This is a genomic window from Salinimicrobium soli (assembly GCF_048323655.1).
In the GTDB taxonomy this organism is placed as follows: domain Bacteria; phylum Bacteroidota; class Bacteroidia; order Flavobacteriales; family Flavobacteriaceae; genus Salinimicrobium; species Salinimicrobium soli.
On sequence record NZ_JBLUWW010000003.1, the window covers coordinates 250,768 to 268,896 of the forward strand.

Consider the following 18,129-nt stretch of genomic DNA (forward strand, 5'->3'; position numbering starts at 1 on the left):
AAAAAATAATTATTGATCTGAAACAGATGTATCTTCAGTAAGGACTTCCTTTACATCGGTTTCTTTTCCTTTTCTGTACGAGCCGCCTAAGTTAGGACATCCTACTAAAGTTTCCACGGAATCAAAAGGAACTTTTGATTTGCTGTACCCAAAAGTCTCCCTTAGAGTCTTAGAAATAAAACGATCGCTAAGGTTGATCTCCACATCATCCATTGTGATCTGGCAGGGATGTTCATAGCCACAGGCGTGTGTGATCTCCAAAAGCTCTTTTCTGAAATTGTTGAAATAGTAATTCACCCTTTCAGATTTATCTTTGATGTTGATACCTGCCTGCAACCATTTGTTCTGAGTGGTAACCCCTGTTGGGCATTTATTGGTGTGGCAAACCTGCGCCTGTATACAACCAATGCTCAACATTGCTTCACGGGCCACATTTATAACATCTGCACCCATCGCAAAAGCCATAGCCGCTTTTGCCGGAAAACCTAATTTACCGGCTGCAACAAAAACGATCCTGTCGGTAAGTTCCGCCGCTTGGAAAATTTTGTACACATCGGTAAAGCCGTAGATAAAAGGAAGGGCAACATGATCTGCAAAACTGGGTGGTGCAGCACCGGTTCCGCCTTCTCCGCCATCGACGGTAATAAAATCGGGACCTCTATTGGTCTCCTTCATTATCTGGGCAAGTTCCTTCCACTCGTCCAGTTTCCCAATAGCAGCTTTAATTCCCACAGGCAGGCCGGTTTGTTCAGCGATGTCTTCAATGAAGTCTACCAATTCGGCCATAGTTCCAAACGCGCTGTGGTTTGGAGGAGAAAGCACATCTTTTCCTATTGGTACGTGCCTGATTTCAGAAATTTCTTTGGTGATCTTAGTAGCAGGAAGCACTCCTCCTTTTCCGGGTTTTGCTCCCTGTGATAGTTTGATTTCGATTGCCCGAACCTGTTTATTTTCAGAAGTCAGCTTTACAAGCTTTTCGATAGAAAAGGTACCATCAGGATTTCGTACCCCAAAATACCCTGTCCCGATCTGGAATACCACATCTCCTCCTTTTTTGTGGTAAGGAGATAGACCACCCTCACCGGTATTGTGGTAAGCATAGGCTTTTTTGCATCCAATGTTGAGCGATTCTATTGCCCTTGCTGAAAGGGATCCGAAACTCATGGCAGAAACATTAATAACTGAAGCCGGCCGAAAGGGACGCCGCCGCTTATTATATTCCCCCATTACCTTGGCAGAGGCCACAAAATAAGGATCTTTTGCGTTGTGATGTTCGGGTGGTAATTTGTACGGAATGACCGCATTGTTGATGAAAATGTAATTCACCTGATAGATGTCCCTGTCAGTCCCAAAACCTTCGTAATTATTCTCATTTTTGGATGAGGCGTAGATCCATCCGCGTTCGATCCTGTTGAACGGTAATTCTTCCCTGTTGCTGGCCACTATATATTGCCGCAAACCGGGACCCACTCTTTCTAACATATAGCGAATATGGCCTACTATCGGAAAGTTATGGGTGATTATGTGTTTTTTGTTTATAAAGACGTCATAAATGGCGATACAGGCAAGGATTATTAAAAGCCATGCCCACCACGGAATTAGTTTTAATAAAACAAATACTTCAGTCATTTTATTGGTTTAAGTAATCTACAGCTAACTGTGACATTACTTTAACCCCAAGCAGTAAGCCGTCCTCATCAATAAAGAATTCGGGGGTGTGGTGTGGTGCTGGTTCAGTTGTACCCGGAGTTTGTCCTCCAAGGAAGAAATAGAATCCCGGTACTTCCTCCTGGAAAAAGGAGAAATCTTCACCTCCTGTGGTGGCTTTTGTAAGCTGCACATTCTCCTTGCCTGCAACTTTTTCCAAAGTAGGCAACATTTCCTGCGTAAGTGCAGGATCATTATAAGTGATGGCAGTGTTATTCTGTATCTCAATAGTAGCTGAACCACCATAGGCTTCGGCAATAGCGGGAACCATTTCTCGCATTCTCTTCAGGATCTCTGCTTTCATTTGAGGGTCAAGTGTCCTTACAGTTCCAATCATCTCAGCAGTTTCAGGAATAATATTAAAACGCACTCCGCTGGTTATTTTACCTACCGTTATAACGGCAGCGCCATCTACCAGTTTGGCATTACGGCTGATGATCGTCTGCAAACCATCAATGATCTTTGCTGAAATAAGAATAGGATCCACACCAGTCCAGGGTGCCGAACCATGTGTTCCTTTTCCTTCTACTTTTATGACAAACCGCTCCACGGCCGCCATGGTTCCTTCCGGTTTATACTTGATCACACCTACCGGAGTCGCAGAATTTATATGCAATCCAAAAATGGCATCTACGTCAGGATTTTTTAGGACTCCTTCTTTGATCATTACCGAAGCACCACCTTCTTCACCCGGTGGCGGTCCTTCTTCGGCGGGCTGAAAAATGAACTTCACGGTTCCATTTATTTTATCCTTATTTTTTGAAAGTACTTCGGCAGTTCCCATTAATATGGCCGTGTGCGTATCGTGTCCGCAGGCGTGCATTACGCCTGTGGTAGTACCCAAAAATTCGGTAGTTACTTCCGATTTGAAGGGCAGATCATTTCTTTCGGTAACCGGCAGGGCGTCAATATCGGCACGAAGTGCAACTACTTTTCCCGGCTTGTTACCTTCGAGTATTCCTACCACTCCTGTTTTTGCTACTCCGGTCTCCACTTTCATTCCCAAAGACCTTAGATGCTCGGCAATCTTTTCGGCAGTGCGGAATTCCCTGTTGGATAATTCCGGGTGCTCATGAAAATCTCTTCGCCATTCGATCACTTGTTGCTCAATGTTTTCAGCAGCTGAGCTTATTTCCGGGTCTACCTGTTGTGCAGCAGCAGAAATGCCAAAAAAGCACAACAGAGGGAGCATTAACTTCTTCATATTTAGGATTTAGGTTAAAGGCTTTTCAGCCGGTACTATTATTCTCCTAAATATATTTAAAAAATCAGGCTTATCATAAAAAGCTCCTCCTTTGTTTAAAAAGAACCTTTTAGGCGGTTTTGTTTTAGGTGCTTTTTGGTTAATTTCACCCCTTTAAAAGTCGAGAAATATTGGAATCTTATTTAGCCGAATTAAATGATGCGCAGCGGGCGCCCGTCCTCCAAAAAGAAGGGCCAATGATAGTGATTGCCGGCGCAGGATCTGGAAAAACGCGGGTGCTCACCTATAGAATTGCCTATTTGATGAGCCAGGGAGTGGATCCTTTTAATATTCTTTCCCTCACCTTTACGAACAAGGCTGCCCGGGAAATGAAGACAAGGATCGCGCAGATAGTTGGAAATAGTGAGGCCAAGAACCTGTGGATGGGTACTTTTCACTCCATATTCGCTAAAATGCTTCGGTTTGAGGCTGATAAATTGGGCTATCCTTCCAATTTCACTATATACGACACCCAGGATTCCCAACGGCTAATTTCTGCTATCATTAAAGAAATGGGGCTGGATAAAGATGTTTATAAATATAAACAAGTCTATTCCCGTATCTCTTCTTACAAGAATAGTCTTATAACTGTAAAGGCATATTTTCAAAATCCTGAATTGCAGGAGGCCGATGCCATGTCAAAGAAACCTCGCATGGGAGAGATCTATCAGAATTATGTAGATCGTTGCTTCAAGGCTGGGGCCATGGATTTTGATGACCTGCTGCTGAAGACCAACGAACTGCTGAATCGTTTTCCGGATGTTCTTCAGAAATATCAGAATCGATTCCGTTACATTCTTGTAGATGAGTACCAGGATACCAACCATTCTCAATACCTGATCGTTAAAGCTCTTTCAGATAAATTTCAGAATATATGCGTAGTGGGAGATGATGCCCAAAGTATCTATGCCTTCCGCGGAGCAAACATCAACAATATACTCAACTTTCAGAAAGATTATGACGGGGTCCAGATGTACCGACTTGAGCAGAATTACCGCTCTACCAAAAATATTGTAGAGGCTGCAAACTCGATTATTGAGAAGAATAAAACGCGACTGGAAAAGGTGGTTTGGACTGCCAATGACGAAGGGCCAAAAATCGTAGTCAACCGCCTGCTTACTGATGGGGAAGAAGGAAGGTTCGTGGCAGGATCCATTTTTGAGAACAAGATGGAGAAGCAACTGAAAAATGGCGATTTTGCGATCCTTTATCGTACCAATGCCCAAAGCCGGGCAATGGAAGATGCCCTGCGGAAAAAGGATATTCCGTATCGCATTTATGGTGGCTTATCATTTTACCAGCGTAAGGAGATCAAGGATGTGTTGTCTTACCTGAGATTGCTTATCAATCCGAAGGATGAAGAGGCTTTAAAGCGGGTGATCAATTATCCGGCTCGCGGAATTGGTCAAACTACAATTGACCGTCTTACCATTGCAGCAAACCATTATAAAAGATCAATTTTTGAGATCATTGAGAACCTCGATAAGATCGACCTGAAGATCAACCGGGGAACCAAAGGAAAGCTGGAGAATTTTATCAATATGATCAAAAGCTTCCAGATCCTGAACCAGTCTGCAGATGCTTTTGTGGTGGCAGAAACGGTAGCCAAAAAGACCGGACTTCTTCAGGAGCTTAAAAAAGACGGAACTCCAGAAGGAATTGCGAGGATAGAAAATATCGAGGAATTGCTTAACGGGATCCGCGATTTTGTGGAAGGACAAAAAGAACTGGCAGATGCCACAGGTTCTTTGACAGAATTTCTCGAAGACGTAGCCCTGGCTACCGACATGGATAAGGATTCCGGAGATGAAGACCGCGTTGCGCTTATGACCATTCACCTCGCGAAAGGGCTTGAATTTCCATATGTATACATCGTGGGAATGGAGGAGGATCTTTTTCCTTCAGCCATGAGTATGAATACCCGTTCTGAACTGGAAGAAGAGCGCCGACTTTTTTATGTGGCACTTACCAGGGCAGAAAAACAGGCTTATCTCACCTATACCCAATCCCGTTACCGTTGGGGAAAACTTGTAGATGCGGAGCCCAGTAGATTTATCGAAGAGATCGAGGACAAGTACCTTGATTATATGATTCCGCAGGATGATTATAAATACAAACCTCTAATAGATACCGACATTTTCGGAGAGGTAGATAAAAGTAAATTCCGACAGTCAAAACCAGTAAATGGAACGCCGCCACCATCTCACAAACCTACAGATGAACAGTTGCGCAAACTTCGGAAGTTAAAACCGGCTACTGCTCCACCTACTTCCGCAGCAAGCGAACCAGGGGTGAAACTTGAAGCGGGGAATGAAGTTGAGCATATGCGCTTTGGAAAAGGAAAAGTGCTACAGATCGAAGGTGTGGGACAGGATAAAAAAGCGGAAATTGATTTCGAGAACGGAGGGATCAAAAAGCTGTTGCTTCGCTTTGCCAAACTGAAGTTACTTTCCTGATAGTTTAACAGTTAAGTTTCTGTTATTCTTTAGGTAAGCTCTCCTGTTGTCTTTAATTTTAAAGGAAAAATGATACGGGAAGGAACCAACGTAAAATGGAAATGGGGGAAAGGTACTGCAACAGGTACTGTAAAAGACACTTTTGACAGAGAAATCACCACGACTATAAAAGGTACCAAAGTGACCCGGAAAGGTAAACCGGGCAACAAGGCTCTTTTCATTCAACAGGAAAACGGTGCCGAAGTACTCAAGCTGGAAAGTGAAGTCGAGAGGATCGACTGAGGAACCCCCACATTTTAAGGACCGTTGAATTTTTGTAACTTTCATTCTAATCTAATCAAAAAGAGACATGGCAGAACTCATCAGGATCTATGAAGAAAACCCGAGCCCAAAACTTATTAAAAAAGTAGTTGATGCTCTTCGAGATGGAGCATTGATAATTTATCCTACAGACACCGTTTACGGTCTGGGATGTGATATAACCAATACCGCTGCCCTGGAGAAGATTGCCCAGGTACGGGGCGTAAAACTTGAAAAAGCAAACTTTTCTTTTATCTGTGAAGACCTTAGTAATCTATCTGATTATGTAAGGCAAATTGATACTCCAACTTTTAAGATCTTAAAAAGATGCCTTCCCGGGCCTTATACTTTTGTGTTACCGGGAAATAATAACCTGCCCAACGTCTTTAAAAAGAAAAAAACGGTAGGGATTAGAGTGCCCGATAATAATATTTGCCGTGCGCTGGTTGCCGGTTTGGGAAATCCTATTGTCTCCACTTCTATCAGGGATGACGACGAGGTACTTGAGTATACAACAGACCCTGAGCTCATTCTGGAAAAGTGGGATCACATCGTGGACATTGTGATCGACGGTGGTTATGGCGACAATATTCCTTCGACAGTTATTGACCTGACTTCTTCAGAACCCGAAGTGATCAGGGAAGGCAAAGGAACGGTGGATATTCTATAAGATCTGGGCCAGAGAACTTAGAAAATGATCGTGTACCTCTTCCGCTGAAAGTATTTTTCCTTTCTTTTGGGCAGAAGCAGCCAGATCATGACCTGCCATAGTGGCCTGCATACGCTGTTTCGGAGTCCCGTGATGTAATTCGAAATCAAACGAACAATCCCCGGCCTGGAAGAACAGTTTCAAAAATTCTGTGGTCCTTTTCCAGTTCAGGGTAGCACCACGCTTGTGTGTCATGTAATAGGCTGAAAAGAAATCGGCTTCCAATTCTATTTGCCGGGTTTCCTCAGCGGGAGTTTCAAAACTTCCTGCAGGATACCAGGAATTATAATTTTCTATCTGTATCTGGTGGATCCATTCGTGGGTGAGGATGCCGGTCCAGGCAATAGTGGGTTCAATGCCGGCTTCCACAAACATTTGGATAAGACCGTCACCTATAACGATCAATCCTCCCGGCGCAGAATAACCTTCACTGGAGAAGATTGGAGATTCTGGTAGCACCGGAGACTGCTGGTTTAATAATAGCATTTCATCAGCAATACGATACAGGTCCTCCAGGGATACGTCATCAAAGATCATTCTTGACAGGAGCTTCACAATTTCTTCCCTGTCATTTAAAGTCTCATTGTGTTGCCCCCGGACCTCTACTTCACCCTCCATGTCCCAGAATCGCGCAAGATCCTTTGAAATACGATTTACCAGGGAGGAGTACTCCCCATCAGGGCCAAAATATTGATCTCCGTCGAGATCCAACCGTGAAGCATAATGATTCAGGGAGAGGTACCTGGTGAAGTTATCGGTAGCTATAGGATCAGATGCCAATTGAGTGAAATGCTTCCATTGTACCTCTGAAAATGCGGTTGCGCCACATTCCGGAGAAGGTGTTTCGGGATAGACCAGCTCCTTAAGATTTTCATTAAAGAGAAAATCACTTTGAACACAATCTTTATTTGTTTCAGAAGTTCTGCCGGGGTTCGAAAAAGTAGCAGTAAAATTCAAATGTCCCAATTGGGCAGGTCCCTCCTGGATTACTTCAGGCTGGCAGGAGAAAAGTAAAAGAACAGAGATGCAGGTAACCGTAGGTTTATTGGAAAAGAATAAGGCCATAACAGGAAATATTAAGTTCAACTTGGGGATGCGCTAAAAGTATCTAAAACCTGTTTTTTGAAACCCTAAAATTTTGATAATTAACATGTTAAATAAAAAAAGACCCGGCTATTGCCGGGTCTTAATCTTATAAAAGGAAAATCAGCTTATTTTGCAGTTTTCATTCCTTCTTCGATCAGGTTGTAGAACTGATCAAGTTTAGGAAGGATCACGATACGTGTTCTTCTGTTCTTAGCTCTTCCTTCAGCAGTTTCGTTTGTTGCAACCGGCACATAGTAGCTTCTTCCGGCAGCAGTCATTCTTTGTGGCTGTACTCCAAAATCTTCCTGAAGTACACGAACTACAGAAGTTGCTCTTTTTACAGAAAGATCCCAGTTGTCCTGAAGAACTGCGTTTCTAATCGGCTTGTCATCAGTGTGACCTTCCACCATAAACTCGATGTCTGGACGGTTCTTCACTACTGTAGCAACTTTTCCTAACACTTCTTTAGCACGGTCAGATACATTGTATTTTCCGCTTTCGAAAAGAAGTTTGTCAGAAATAGATACGTAAACAACACCTTTTTCAACGTTGATCTGAATATCTTCATCACTCATGTTTCCAAGCACTCCTTTAAGGCTGGTAACTAAAGCAAGAGTAACAGAGTCTTTCTTATTTATGGCATCCTGCATACGCTGGATCTTCATATCTTTTTCTTTGATGCTTTCCAGGGAACGCTCCAAATTCTCAGCCTCCTTTTTAGAAAGGGTAGCAAGATCTCCCACGTTGTTCAATAAAGCAGAGTTTTGATTGCTCAGCATACCGATTTGTTGGTTCAATCTCTCTTTTTCTTCTAAACAAGAGTTTAGCTTGACCGTTGCTGTGTTCAACTTGTCCTGAGTTTCTTTTTGTTGGGCTTCAAGCTCGGCATATTTCTTCTGTGATACACAAGAAGAAAGTAGGAGGGCACAGGTAGCCGATAAAAGCATGATTTTCTTCATAATTGTCAATTGTTGTTTTTAATTGTTAAACGTTTCAAAAATACAAAAAGTTGGGTCCCTGTAAAATTATAATGGTACTTTAATTAAAGATTTTACAGATCGCCAAACCTTCTTGCTCTTTCCAAGAAATATGCCAAAACAACGGAGGTTTTTGAATAATATTTTCTCCCCTTTGAAAGGTTTTTTCTTTTTCTTAAAAAAAGTTTAAAATGAGTATAAAAACTGAAGTGAGCCTGGAGGATGGCCAGTAAATGTCGGGGCTTTAGCTCCACCAAAAATTTCAGTCCTGCGAGGGCATCCAGAACGAGACGGGAAAAAATGAGGAAAAAAACACTTCCATTAGGAGCATTTTTGAGAAGTGCGTAGAGACTATTCCTAAAATTATAGAAAGTTTTCTTCGGATTCATACTATTTAAGGTGCCACCGCCGAGGTGAAAAACACTTGAATCTCCCACTGCTTTGACCTTTTTACCCAGGTTAAAAAGTCTCCAGCACAGGTCAATTTCTTCTTGGTGGGCAAAAAAGTCTTCATCAAACTGACCGGCCCGGTAAAAGTCTTCTCTTCGGATAGCCATACAGGCACCGCTCGCCCAAAAGATATCTATTGTGTCGTTATATTGCCCTTCGTCCTTTTCCAGGGTGTCAAAAATACGTCCCCGGCAATAGGGATAACCAAACCTGTCTATAAAACCACCTGCAGCACCGGCATATTCAAAAAAGTCTTTTTTACGGTAGTCTAAGATCTTTGGCTGTGCAGCTGCCGTTTCGGGTGAAGTGTCAAAAACCTGTTTTAAAGGAGGGATCCAACCCGGAGTGACCTCCACGTCGCTATTGAGTAAAATAAAGATATCTTCCTTCAGGTGCTGTAACGCATCATTATATCCTTTAGCAAATCCGCCGTTGACTTCATTGTGGATAATCTCCACTTCAGGAAAGTATTTGTGCAAATATTCTACAGAATCATCGGTAGAAGCATTGTCGGCCACGTAGATCTTAGCTTCGGGGGAATGCTTAACCACAGAAGGAAGGAATTGCTCCAGGAGATGTCTTCCGTTCCAGTTGAGTATTACTACAGCGATTTTCACAGCTGCAAATTAACATAAAATAATGTTCCGGAAAGTAGGCAGGCTCAAAACCTTAATTCCAGTCGGGGAGGTGGGGCAAAAAATGATATTTTTCCTGCTCATAATCCAGTTGGCAGTAGAAATGCTGCAGCCCGTTGGTGACCATCAAAAAAGTGGCTTTTAGAGTGAGGTTGTAGCGGGCTATCTGGTCAAAGGTATCCTGAGTAATAGGGACAGAGGCTGCTTTGCATTCGACAACCAGGTGAATGGAGCCATCGGGATTGTAAGCCAGAATATCATACCGCTTTACCAGGTCATGGATTTTCAGTTGTTTCTCGACATTAAGCAGACTTTTCGGGAAATTCTTTTCATGCAACAGGAACTGGACCGTGTTTTGCCGTACCCATTCTTCGGGAGTGAGCACCACAAACTTTTTCCGCAGTTCGTCAAAAACGGCTATTTTATTTTCGCTATTTTTGAACCGGAACGTGTAATCGGGAAAGTTCAGTTTTTGCATGCGCCAAAAATAGGATTTTTCAGCAGAATTCTTCCGCAGTGAGACTCCTCAAAAATCAGAATGAATGGACGAAGTTAAAAGTATAGTTACCGCCATCAAAAAAGGGGATATTAAACCTATCTACTTTTTAATGGGTGAGGAACCATATTTTATAGATAAAATAGCCGATTTTATTGAAGATAACGTGTTGAGGGAAGACGAAAAGGGCTTCAATCAGATGGTGTTATATGGCCGCGATGTAACTGTTGATGATATTGTGGGAAATGCGAAACGCTATCCCATGATGGCAGAGCGGCAGGTCATTATTGTAAAAGAGGCCCAGGACCTTTCAAGAACCATTGAGCAATTGGTGAATTATGCTGAAAATCCACAACCTTCTACCGTACTTGTGATCTGTTACAAGTATAAAAAGCTCGATAAGCGGAAAAAACTTCATAAGGCAATCAGCAAGAATGGTGTTCTATATGAGAATAAAAGGCTCTATGAAAATCAGGTGGCAGATTGGATCCGTAAAGAACTGCAAGGCCGGCACTACCAGATAGCGCCTAAGGCGGCTCAAATGCTGGTAGAGTTTTTGGGAACCGACCTGAGCAAGATCGATAATGAACTTCAGAAATTACAACTGGTCTGCCGCGAGGGAACTAATATTACACCAGAGATCATCGAAGAAAATATTGGGATAAGTAAGGATTTCAATAATTTTGAACTTCGGAAGGCGATTGGGATGAGAGATGAGGTCAAAGCGCACCAGATCGTTAATTATTTTTCTCAGAACCCGAAAGATAACCCAATGGTAATGACGGTTTCCCTGCTCTTTAGCTTCTTTTCGCAACTGCTGCAGTATCATGGGCTCAATGATAAGTCTAAAAGTAATGTGGCAAAGGCGCTTAAAGTGAATCCTTATTTTGTAAGTGATTATTCAATTGCAGCCGGAAATTATCCCATGAAAAAAGTGAGTCAGATCGTTTCTTATTTGAGAGAGGCAGATGTACAAAGCAAGGGAGTGGGAGCAGCAAACGTTCCCCAGGGAGATCTATTAAAAGAATTGTTGGTCAAGGTAATGCGATAAGTATGACAAATTTAACATCCTGGATCAGTGCAGCCAGATTAAGAACCCTTCCGTTGTCCATTTCCGGGATATTAGTGGGGAGTTCTATTGCAGTGGCGCAAGGCTCTTTCAATGCCGTAATTTTTTCACTGGCACTGGCCACCACTTTAGGTTTGCAGATTCTTTCCAATTTCGCCAATGACTACGGCGATTTTGTGAAAGGAACCGATAATGAGGATCGGGTTGGACCTGAGCGGGCTCTTCAGAGTGGATTGATCACCAAAGAGGAGATGTTTTGGGGAATGGTAGGGACCGCAGTGGTGACCTTTTTCTTCGCACTGGCTCTTATTTTTATTGCCTTTGGTGTAAACAGCCTCTATACATTACTGTTTCTGGTCTTAGGTATAGCGGCTATTGCTGCGGCAGTGAAATACACGGTTGGAGAATCGGCTTATGGGTATAAAGGGCTGGGAGACCTGTTCGTTTTTCTCTTTTTTGGAATAGTAGGAGTCTATGGTTGTTATTTTCTTTATTCTTTAAAATGGGATTGGACAGTTCTCTTACCATCTTTCACTATTGGTTTATTAAGTGCCGGAGTCCTCAATCTTAATAATATGAGAGACCGTATTTCTGATGCCAAAGCCGGGAAGAATACTTTGGTGGTAAAAATGGGGGCAGAGAGAGCAAGGAAATATCACTATTTTTTGATCCTTACTGCGTTTACGACCCTTATTTTGTACACCGCTTTAACCTTCACCGGGATTGAAGATCTCATTTATTTAGTGGCTTTTGTTCCCCTTTTACAACATTTGCAAAGGGTAATGGAGAATAAAGATCCTGAGCAACTCGATCCGGAATTAAAGAAACTGGCTCTTAGCACCTTCCTGTTGGCACTTCTTTTTGGGCTTGGACAGATATTATAAAGCTTCCATTTTCAATTTTAACAGATCTGGAACTTTTTTGTAATTTGTGATTAAAAGAACCTCATCATGAAAATAACCCATTACGCGCACAGTACTTTCGGAATTGAAGTCAAAGGCAAACATCTTTTGGTCGACCCTTTTATCACCGGAAACGAAAAGGTGAAGGACAAATTCGATATTAACGAGCTAAAGGCAGATTACATTTTGTTGACCCATGCCCACCAGGATCATACCCTGGATGCCGAGGCTATTGCAAAAAGGACCGGTGCAGTGATCGTCAGTAATTTTGAGATCACTTCTCATTATGAAAAGAAAGGGATCGAAGTACATCCTATGAATCATGGAGGAAACTGGAGTTTTGAATTCGGAAATTTAAAATATGTCAATGCTATTCACACCAGTTCTTTTCCTGATGGTAGCTACGGCGGCCAACCGGGCGGATTTGTAATTGAAGGAGAACATAAGAATATCTATATCGCCGGCGATACTGCGCTCACAATGGATATGAAGTTGATCCCGATGCAAACCAAGCTGGATCTCGCTATATTACCAATTGGTGATAACTTCACTATGGGCGTTGAAGATGCGATCGTAGCAAGTGATTTCGTTGAGTGTGATAAAATCCTGGGATGTCACTATGATACCTTTGGCTATATTGAAATAGACCACGAAGAGGCAAAAAGAAAATTCTACGAAAAAGGCAAAGATCTAATGCTGCTGGAACCCGGAGAAAGTATAGAGCTTTAAATTTTTCAATTTTCTGAAGATTTCACTACATGATCAACGCCTCCTACAAAAAATACATTCTCAATTTTAAAAGACCGAGCGGGACTTCCCGCGGAATACTAACTACCAAAGAAACCTGGTTTCTTTTGTTGGAAGAAAATGGGAGACAAGGTATTGGAGAATGCGGTATTTTGCGCAGCCTGAGCTATGATGACCGTCCCGGTTATGAAGAGCAGCTGAAGTGGACCTGTGATAATATTCATCTGGGTCCGGAGAAACTTTGGGAGGAGCTAAAGGAATTTCCAAGTATTCAGTTTGGAGTGGAAATGGCATTCCGCTCTTTAAAAGCAGAATCTCCATTTCTGTTGTTTCCTTCAGATTTCACTGAAGGTTCCGAAGCTATTCCTATCAATGGTCTTGTCTGGATGGGCGAAGAAGCATTTATGAAAGAGCAGATCGTTCAGAAAATAGACCAGGGTTTTGATTGTATAAAGCTGAAGATTGGTGCGATAGATTTTGAGAAGGAAATGGGGCTCCTGAAGTTCATCAGAAAAGAATTTTCTGCGGAAGATATTGAGATCAGGGTAGACGCCAACGGAGGATTCACACCGGCTGAAGCTTTGGAAAAACTGAAGGGCCTTAGTGACCTTCAACTTCATTCAATTGAACAACCGGTAAGACAGGGCCAGTTTGAAGTCATGGCAGATCTCTGCCAAAGATCACCGCTTCCCATTGCTCTGGATGAAGAACTAATCGGCGTGACTGATGTAACAAAGAAGAAGGAACTGCTACAAACAATAAAGCCACAATATCTCATTTTTAAGCCCAGTCTTATTGGTGGGTTTCGTGGAACAGAAGAATGGAAATTGCTCGCAGAAGAGCAGGGAACAGGGTGGTGGATCACCAGTGCACTGGAAAGCAACGTGGGACTTAATGCCATTGCGCAATACACATATACTTTGCACAACCCAATGTCGCAGGGACTTGGAACAGGTGGTTTATATACCAATAATTTTGACAGCCCTTTAGAGGTGAAAAAAGGCCAACTGTGGTATGAACCTCACAAAGAATGGACATTTAACCTATAGAATCTATGTTTATAGAACAGGCTTATAAAGTAAAACATGAATGGTGGCGTTATGCCATAGGAATTTTGATCGTTTTTGTAGCGGCGATCATTGGGCAGATCCCGTTCACAGCTGCTGTTCTTTTAAAGGGAGGGTTTGAAATTCTCAATATGACCGAATCAGAAATGCTACGCGTTCTGGATTCTAACCTCAGCCTTTTCTTATTGCTGTTGTCCTTCGCCGTCGCTTTGGTGGGGATGTTCCTGGTGATTCGTTTGTTACACAGGCAAACCATCAGGGAAGCTACTACCTCCCGAAAAAAGGTAGATTGGAAACGAATTTTTTTCGGCTTTGGTCTCGTCGCCATTTTTACGATCGTTGGAACAATTATAGATTACAACCTAAGGCCTGAAGATTTTCTATGGAACTTCCGTTTAGGACCATTTTTGGGACTCGCTGTGATAGCTATACTAATGGTGCCCCTTCAAACCAGTTTAGAGGAATATGTCTTCCGCGGGTATTTGATGCAAGGCCTGGGAGTGCTTTCCGGAAATCGCTGGTTTCCTTTGCTCACCACTTCTGTGATCTTCGGAAGTCTTCACCTGTGGAATCCCGAGGTTGATAAACTGGGATATATTATCATGGTGTATTATATTGGAACCGGGCTTTTACTGGGGATCATGACGCTGATGGATGAAGGAATGGAACTGGCATTGGGATTTCATGCCGGTAATAACCTGGTGGGGGCGATGCTCGTCACTGCCGATTGGACAGCCTTTCAAACCAATTCCATTTTAAAGGATGTATCCGATCCTACAGGAGGGGGAATGGAACTGGTAGCTCCTATTCTGATAGTATACCCGATCTTTCTCTTTATCATGGCCAGGACCTATCGCTGGAAAGACTGGAAGCACAAGCTTTTTGGGAAAGTCACCCCTCCCGAATCCTTAAAGTTTTCTGAAGAAATTTAGTTTCCAGCTTCAAATTGGTAACTTTAGGTTTTAGCGAGTTAAACTTTAACTAATGTTATGCAAAATGTTTTCCGCTTACCTGAAACTCATCCTGAATTCAGACTGAACAAGCTTTACTATTCTAATGAAGAACTGGCGGCGGTAGCCTATAGTTTAATAAAAGAAGGTGAGCCGTACGAAGGGCATGCCGGTAATTTTTTGCTCGATTGGCTGAATGATAAAGATTACGTTGAAGTTCGCACTTCAGGTTCTACGGGCACTCCTAAAAATATCAGGATCAAAAAGCAGTTCATGATCAATAGCGCGAAAGCGACCGGCAAATTTTTTGATCTTCCTGCTCACACCACTGCTTTACACTGCCTCCCGGCGAATTACATTGCGGGTAAAATGATGCTGGTACGGGCTATGGTCCTTGGCTGGCACCTTGACCTTGTTCTGCCAAAAGCAAATCCGCTGGACCAGGTTTTCAAGATCTACGATTTCTGTGCGATGACTCCTTTTCAACTGGACAATTCCCTTAGCCGATTACACTTAATAAGAAAACTGATCGTAGGCGGTGGTGCTGTTTCATCGAATTTGAGTGACCTCGTACAGGGAATTAGTACCGAGGTATACGAGACCTACGGAATGACAGAAACGGTCTCACATATAGCTGCAAGGCGTATCAATCCCAAAAAAAAGGAGCAGGATCCAATCCCTTTTACAGTACTTCCGAATGTGACGGTTTCGACAGATGATCGGAATTGCCTCGTTATCACAGCACCACAACTTTCAGAAGAGACTTTGGTAACCAATGATGTGGTTGAGCTGTTAAACGACAGATCATTTATTTGGAAGGGAAGACACGATAATGTCATCAACTCCGGAGGGGTAAAACTGCACCCGGAAGAGATCGAAGCCAAACTGGCTCCAATAATCGCCCACCGCTTTTTTGTCACTTCACTCCCTGACCCGGCTTTGGGTGAGAAATTGGTGCTTATGGTGGAAAGTGACTTTTCGGAAACCGCTCTTAATACTCTTGAAAAGGAAATAAGAGATTGTCGCAAACTGGGCAAGTATGAAATTCCGAAAAAGATCTATTTCGTTGAAAAATTCGAGGAAACCCCGAACGGAAAGATCCACCGGGTGAATACCTTGAAAAGTAGGATGGCCTGATCAATTCCCGGAGTCATCTTACCTCTAGGATTCCATTTTTAGATAGTAATCCACTGAATGTTTTCCGGAGCCATAGAACAGGAAGAAAACAGTGATGATCAGCACTACCAGTGCCAGGATAAAGTTTCCCCAGACCATAGGACCAGTAAAGTTAATGATGATGGCACCCAGTAAAATGGGGATTTGAGCTATAAGGGCCCATCGGGTGAGCAACCCAAAAGCAATCAAAGCTCCTCCTACTAAATGCGCCGGCGCTATGTAATGTATAGCGAGCATTACCCCTCCAAAACCTTTTAAAGGACCAATTAGTTCAGTTAACATGTGGGTCTGGGAAATGAACTGTATTCCTTTGATGAAAAAGAATACCCCCAGCGCCACACGTAAAATGTCGAGTGGATAGTACGTATGGGCATTCGCCCATTTGTTGAGAGATTTTATTGTCAGCATAACCGTATGTTTTTCAGTATTAAGTTACTGAAAATAAGGTATATGCGGAAAAAATATGAGCTGAAATTTCCTTTTTTAAGACTACAGGAGTTAATTTTTTAATACAGGTTGTTGATGTGTACCGTGTCAACATAGAATTTCAGGTCATTCACTTTTACCTCTCCGGCATCTTTGAATTTTTCTTTTAATTGTTGCCATTCAGGAGTTGGGAACAGGCGAACTTCCTTATTCTTTATGCATACATCCACCGGCATTTTAAAATCGGGAACATCGGCTTTCCACCTGTAAAATAGTTTCTCGCCATCTGTCTTCAGCTGTAACTGCGGAATGTTAGTATGCCTTAAATATTGATCGAAGACAGGTTTAAGATCTATCGGAGTAGCTGCATCAAAAAAGGCTTCTGTCTGTTCTGTTTGTATCGTCTGGTGACGGAAATGTTGAGTATAATCCTTCAACGTTTTCCACCACAGGCTGTCATTGTCGTAAATACTTCTGATGGTATTCAATAAATTCGCCCCTTTGGGGTACATATCTCCTGACCCTTCTTTATTGACACCATAAGGTCCGATCATTGGAATGTCATTCATGATATTTTGCTGAAGACCTCGCAGGTATTCAAGAGCTTCCTCTTTTCCCCAGCGGCATTCAATGTAAACAGCTTCAGAATAGGTAGTGAAACCTTCATGCAGCCACATATCGGCAATATCAGCGGCGGTAAGGCTGTTGCCATACCATTCATGGCCAGATTCATGGATGATGATGAAATCCCATTTTAATCCGATTCCGGTGCCGCTCAGGTCGGTTCCCCGATAGCCCATTTTATAGCCATTTCCATAAGCCACGGCACTTTGGTGTTCCATTCCCAGGTACGGAGTTTCTATTAGTTTAAATCCGTCTTCCTCGAAAGGATAAGGCCCAAGCTTTTCGTAGAAACAAGCCATCATATCTTTGACCTCTGCAAATTGTTCTTTTGCTTTTTCAAGGTTGTATGGCAGCACATAATAATCGAGGTCCAGATCTTGGTATTTATCGCTGAAGTGCACATAATTCCCAATATTCAGCATTACGTTGTAATTGTTGATGGGACTGTTCACCTTCCAGTTCCACTGGGTGTAGCCATTTCCAAGGTCTTTTTTTGCAAGGAATCTCCCATTGGAAACATTCATCAAATCATTCGGAACAGCCGCCTCAATAAGAACTTCTTCAGGTTCGTCGCTTTGGTGATCTTTATTCGGATACCACAAACTGGCTCCCGTTCCCTGTACCGCAATTCCTATCCATGGATTTCCCTCTTTATCTTGGGTAAACACGAAACCTCCATCCCAGGGTGCATTCCTGGCTATCACAGGGTAACCCGAATAATAGAATTGTAGAGAATCGATTTTTTGGTCGCGAACGGAAGGATCCATATCAATAAAGACCGCGTTGTACCTCCTCGTATAATTTAATTTTTGACCCCGGTACAGAATAGAATCTACTGCCATGTTGGCAAAGAGGTCGATCTGCATTACCGGAAGATCCTCCTCAGCTTTAAATGTAATGGTATTGCTTCCGGAGATATATTTTTCTGCGGGATCTACCTTCACGTTCAGGTGATATTTAAGCACATCAAAATTGCGTTCGGGTCGCAGGGAACCCCTCAGGGTATCTGCTTCTGTATAAGTTTTCTTGTGGCTTAATACCTGCCCTTTTATGGGTGAAATAGTTATAAAAGCGAAAAAAATAAAGAGGGTGAAAAATCGCATTTTTGA

Annotated in this window: 17 protein-coding genes; 9 read left to right on the forward strand and 8 right to left on the reverse strand. The window is 42.7% G+C overall.

Going from position 1 to position 18,129, the window contains the following annotated elements; genetic code table 11:
- Positions 1–9: 9 nt before the first annotated feature.
- Entirely contained in the window at positions 10–1,629 is a 1,620-nt protein-coding gene (locus ACNORC_RS10625; protein WP_418335618.1) for an FMN-binding glutamate synthase family protein, read from the reverse strand.
- 1 nt (position 1,630) lies between these two features.
- Complete coding sequence (locus ACNORC_RS10630; protein ID WP_418335619.1) at positions 1,631–2,911, reverse strand: amidohydrolase; 1,281 nt, start codon at positions 2,909–2,911, stop codon at positions 1,631–1,633.
- A 170-nt stretch (positions 2,912–3,081) separates the two neighbouring features.
- Here ACNORC_RS10630 and ACNORC_RS10635 point away from each other — a divergent pair, with 170 nt between their 5' ends.
- The 3 genes from ACNORC_RS10635 (at position 3,082) to ACNORC_RS10645 (ending at position 6,376) form a co-directional block, all read left to right on the forward strand.
- On the forward strand, positions 3,082–5,406 hold the full coding sequence (locus tag ACNORC_RS10635; RefSeq protein ID WP_418335620.1) for an ATP-dependent helicase: 2,325 nt from the start codon (positions 3,082–3,084) through the stop codon (positions 5,404–5,406).
- Positions 5,407–5,475: 69 nt separating this feature from the next.
- Positions 5,476–5,688 carry a hypervirulence associated TUDOR domain-containing protein gene (locus ACNORC_RS10640; protein WP_418335621.1) on the forward strand — a complete coding sequence of 71 codons (213 nt, stop codon included), beginning with the start codon at positions 5,476–5,478 and terminating at the stop codon, positions 5,686–5,688.
- A gap of 67 nt (positions 5,689–5,755) precedes the next feature.
- Positions 5,756–6,376, forward strand: a complete 621-nt coding sequence (locus ACNORC_RS10645) for an L-threonylcarbamoyladenylate synthase (protein WP_418335622.1) — start codon at positions 5,756–5,758, stop codon at positions 6,374–6,376.
- Here the strand turns inward: ACNORC_RS10645 and ACNORC_RS10650 are convergent.
- The 4 genes from ACNORC_RS10650 to ACNORC_RS10665 form a co-directional block, all read right to left on the reverse strand.
- A complete protein-coding gene (locus ACNORC_RS10650; RefSeq protein WP_418335623.1) occupies positions 6,371–7,480 on the reverse strand; it encodes a hypothetical protein in 1,110 nt (369 codons plus the stop codon). The two genes, ACNORC_RS10645 and ACNORC_RS10650, sit on opposite strands and share 6 nt — an antisense overlap.
- 146 nt (positions 7,481–7,626) lie before the next feature.
- Entirely contained in the window at positions 7,627–8,460 is an 834-nt protein-coding gene (locus ACNORC_RS10655; RefSeq protein ID WP_418335624.1) for an OmpA family protein, read from the reverse strand.
- A gap of 92 nt (positions 8,461–8,552) precedes the next feature.
- Positions 8,553–9,545: a glycosyltransferase family 2 protein gene (locus ACNORC_RS10660; RefSeq protein ID WP_418335625.1), complete on the reverse strand. Its 993-nt coding sequence runs from the start codon at positions 9,543–9,545 to the stop codon at positions 8,553–8,555.
- A 52-nt stretch (positions 9,546–9,597) separates the two neighbouring features.
- A complete protein-coding gene (locus ACNORC_RS10665) occupies positions 9,598–10,041 on the reverse strand; it encodes a type I restriction enzyme HsdR N-terminal domain-containing protein (RefSeq protein ID WP_418335626.1) in 444 nt (147 codons plus the stop codon).
- 64 nt (positions 10,042–10,105) lie between these two features.
- Between ACNORC_RS10665 and holA the strand changes: the two genes are divergently transcribed.
- From holA to ACNORC_RS10695, 6 genes are all read left to right on the forward strand, one after another.
- Entirely contained in the window at positions 10,106–11,110 is a 1,005-nt protein-coding gene (gene holA / locus ACNORC_RS10670) for a DNA polymerase III subunit delta (RefSeq protein WP_418335627.1), read from the forward strand.
- A 2-nt stretch (positions 11,111–11,112) separates the two neighbouring features.
- Entirely contained in the window at positions 11,113–12,012 is a 900-nt protein-coding gene (gene menA, locus ACNORC_RS10675) for a 1,4-dihydroxy-2-naphthoate octaprenyltransferase (RefSeq protein WP_418335628.1), read from the forward strand.
- Between the two features lie 66 nt (positions 12,013–12,078).
- Complete coding sequence (locus ACNORC_RS10680; RefSeq protein WP_418335629.1) at positions 12,079–12,759, forward strand: metal-dependent hydrolase; 681 nt, start codon at positions 12,079–12,081, stop codon at positions 12,757–12,759.
- 32 nt (positions 12,760–12,791) lie between these two features.
- The gene (locus ACNORC_RS10685) at positions 12,792–13,826 is read left to right on the forward strand and encodes an o-succinylbenzoate synthase (RefSeq protein WP_418336163.1); all 1,035 of its coding nucleotides are present in this window, start codon (positions 12,792–12,794) and stop codon (positions 13,824–13,826) included.
- Between the two features lie 5 nt (positions 13,827–13,831).
- The gene (locus tag ACNORC_RS10690; RefSeq protein ID WP_418335630.1) at positions 13,832–14,776 is read left to right on the forward strand and encodes a CPBP family intramembrane glutamic endopeptidase; all 945 of its coding nucleotides are present in this window, start codon (positions 13,832–13,834) and stop codon (positions 14,774–14,776) included.
- Positions 14,777–14,833: 57 nt separating this feature from the next.
- Positions 14,834–15,931 carry an AMP-binding protein gene (locus tag ACNORC_RS10695; protein WP_418335631.1) on the forward strand — a complete coding sequence of 366 codons (1,098 nt, stop codon included), beginning with the start codon at positions 14,834–14,836 and terminating at the stop codon, positions 15,929–15,931.
- Between the two features lie 24 nt (positions 15,932–15,955).
- Here the strand turns inward: ACNORC_RS10695 and ACNORC_RS10700 are convergent, their stop codons facing one another.
- Together ACNORC_RS10700 and ACNORC_RS10705 are read right to left on the reverse strand one after the other, a co-directional pair.
- Positions 15,956–16,378: a DoxX family protein gene (locus tag ACNORC_RS10700; RefSeq protein WP_418335632.1), complete on the reverse strand. Its 423-nt coding sequence runs from the start codon at positions 16,376–16,378 to the stop codon at positions 15,956–15,958.
- A gap of 98 nt (positions 16,379–16,476) precedes the next feature.
- Positions 16,477–18,123, reverse strand: a complete 1,647-nt coding sequence (locus ACNORC_RS10705; RefSeq protein ID WP_418335633.1) for a M1 family metallopeptidase — start codon at positions 18,121–18,123, stop codon at positions 16,477–16,479.
- Positions 18,124–18,129 lie beyond the last annotated feature (6 nt).

What these genes read in the sequence shown, in the direction of transcription:
- holA (WP_418335627.1), top strand. Translation starts at nt 10,106, where the DNA reads ATGGACGAAGTTAAAAGTATAGTTACCGCCATCAAAAAAGGGGATATT.
- ACNORC_RS10645 (WP_418335622.1), top strand. Translation starts at nt 5,756, where the DNA reads ATGGCAGAACTCATCAGGATCTATGAAGAAAACCCGAGCCCAAAACTT.
- ACNORC_RS10665 (WP_418335626.1), bottom strand. Translation starts at nt 10,041, where the DNA reads ATGCAAAAACTGAACTTTCCCGATTACACGTTCCGGTTCAAAAATAGC.
- ACNORC_RS10630 (WP_418335619.1), bottom strand. Translation starts at nt 2,911, where the DNA reads ATGAAGAAGTTAATGCTCCCTCTGTTGTGCTTTTTTGGCATTTCTGCT.
- ACNORC_RS10650 (WP_418335623.1), bottom strand. Translation starts at nt 7,480, where the DNA reads ATGGCCTTATTCTTTTCCAATAAACCTACGGTTACCTGCATCTCTGTT.
- ACNORC_RS10680 (WP_418335629.1), top strand. Translation starts at nt 12,079, where the DNA reads ATGAAAATAACCCATTACGCGCACAGTACTTTCGGAATTGAAGTCAAA.
- ACNORC_RS10695 (WP_418335631.1), top strand. Translation starts at nt 14,834, where the DNA reads ATGCAAAATGTTTTCCGCTTACCTGAAACTCATCCTGAATTCAGACTG.
- ACNORC_RS10655 (WP_418335624.1), bottom strand. Translation starts at nt 8,460, where the DNA reads ATGAAGAAAATCATGCTTTTATCGGCTACCTGTGCCCTCCTACTTTCT.
- ACNORC_RS10700 (WP_418335632.1), bottom strand. Translation starts at nt 16,378, where the DNA reads ATGCTGACAATAAAATCTCTCAACAAATGGGCGAATGCCCATACGTAC.
- ACNORC_RS10690 (WP_418335630.1), top strand. Translation starts at nt 13,832, where the DNA reads ATGTTTATAGAACAGGCTTATAAAGTAAAACATGAATGGTGGCGTTAT.
- menA (WP_418335628.1), top strand. Translation starts at nt 11,113, where the DNA reads ATGACAAATTTAACATCCTGGATCAGTGCAGCCAGATTAAGAACCCTT.
- ACNORC_RS10640 (WP_418335621.1), top strand. Translation starts at nt 5,476, where the DNA reads ATGATACGGGAAGGAACCAACGTAAAATGGAAATGGGGGAAAGGTACT.
- ACNORC_RS10705 (WP_418335633.1), bottom strand. Translation starts at nt 18,123, where the DNA reads ATGCGATTTTTCACCCTCTTTATTTTTTTCGCTTTTATAACTATTTCA.
- ACNORC_RS10625 (WP_418335618.1), bottom strand. Translation starts at nt 1,629, where the DNA reads ATGACTGAAGTATTTGTTTTATTAAAACTAATTCCGTGGTGGGCATGG.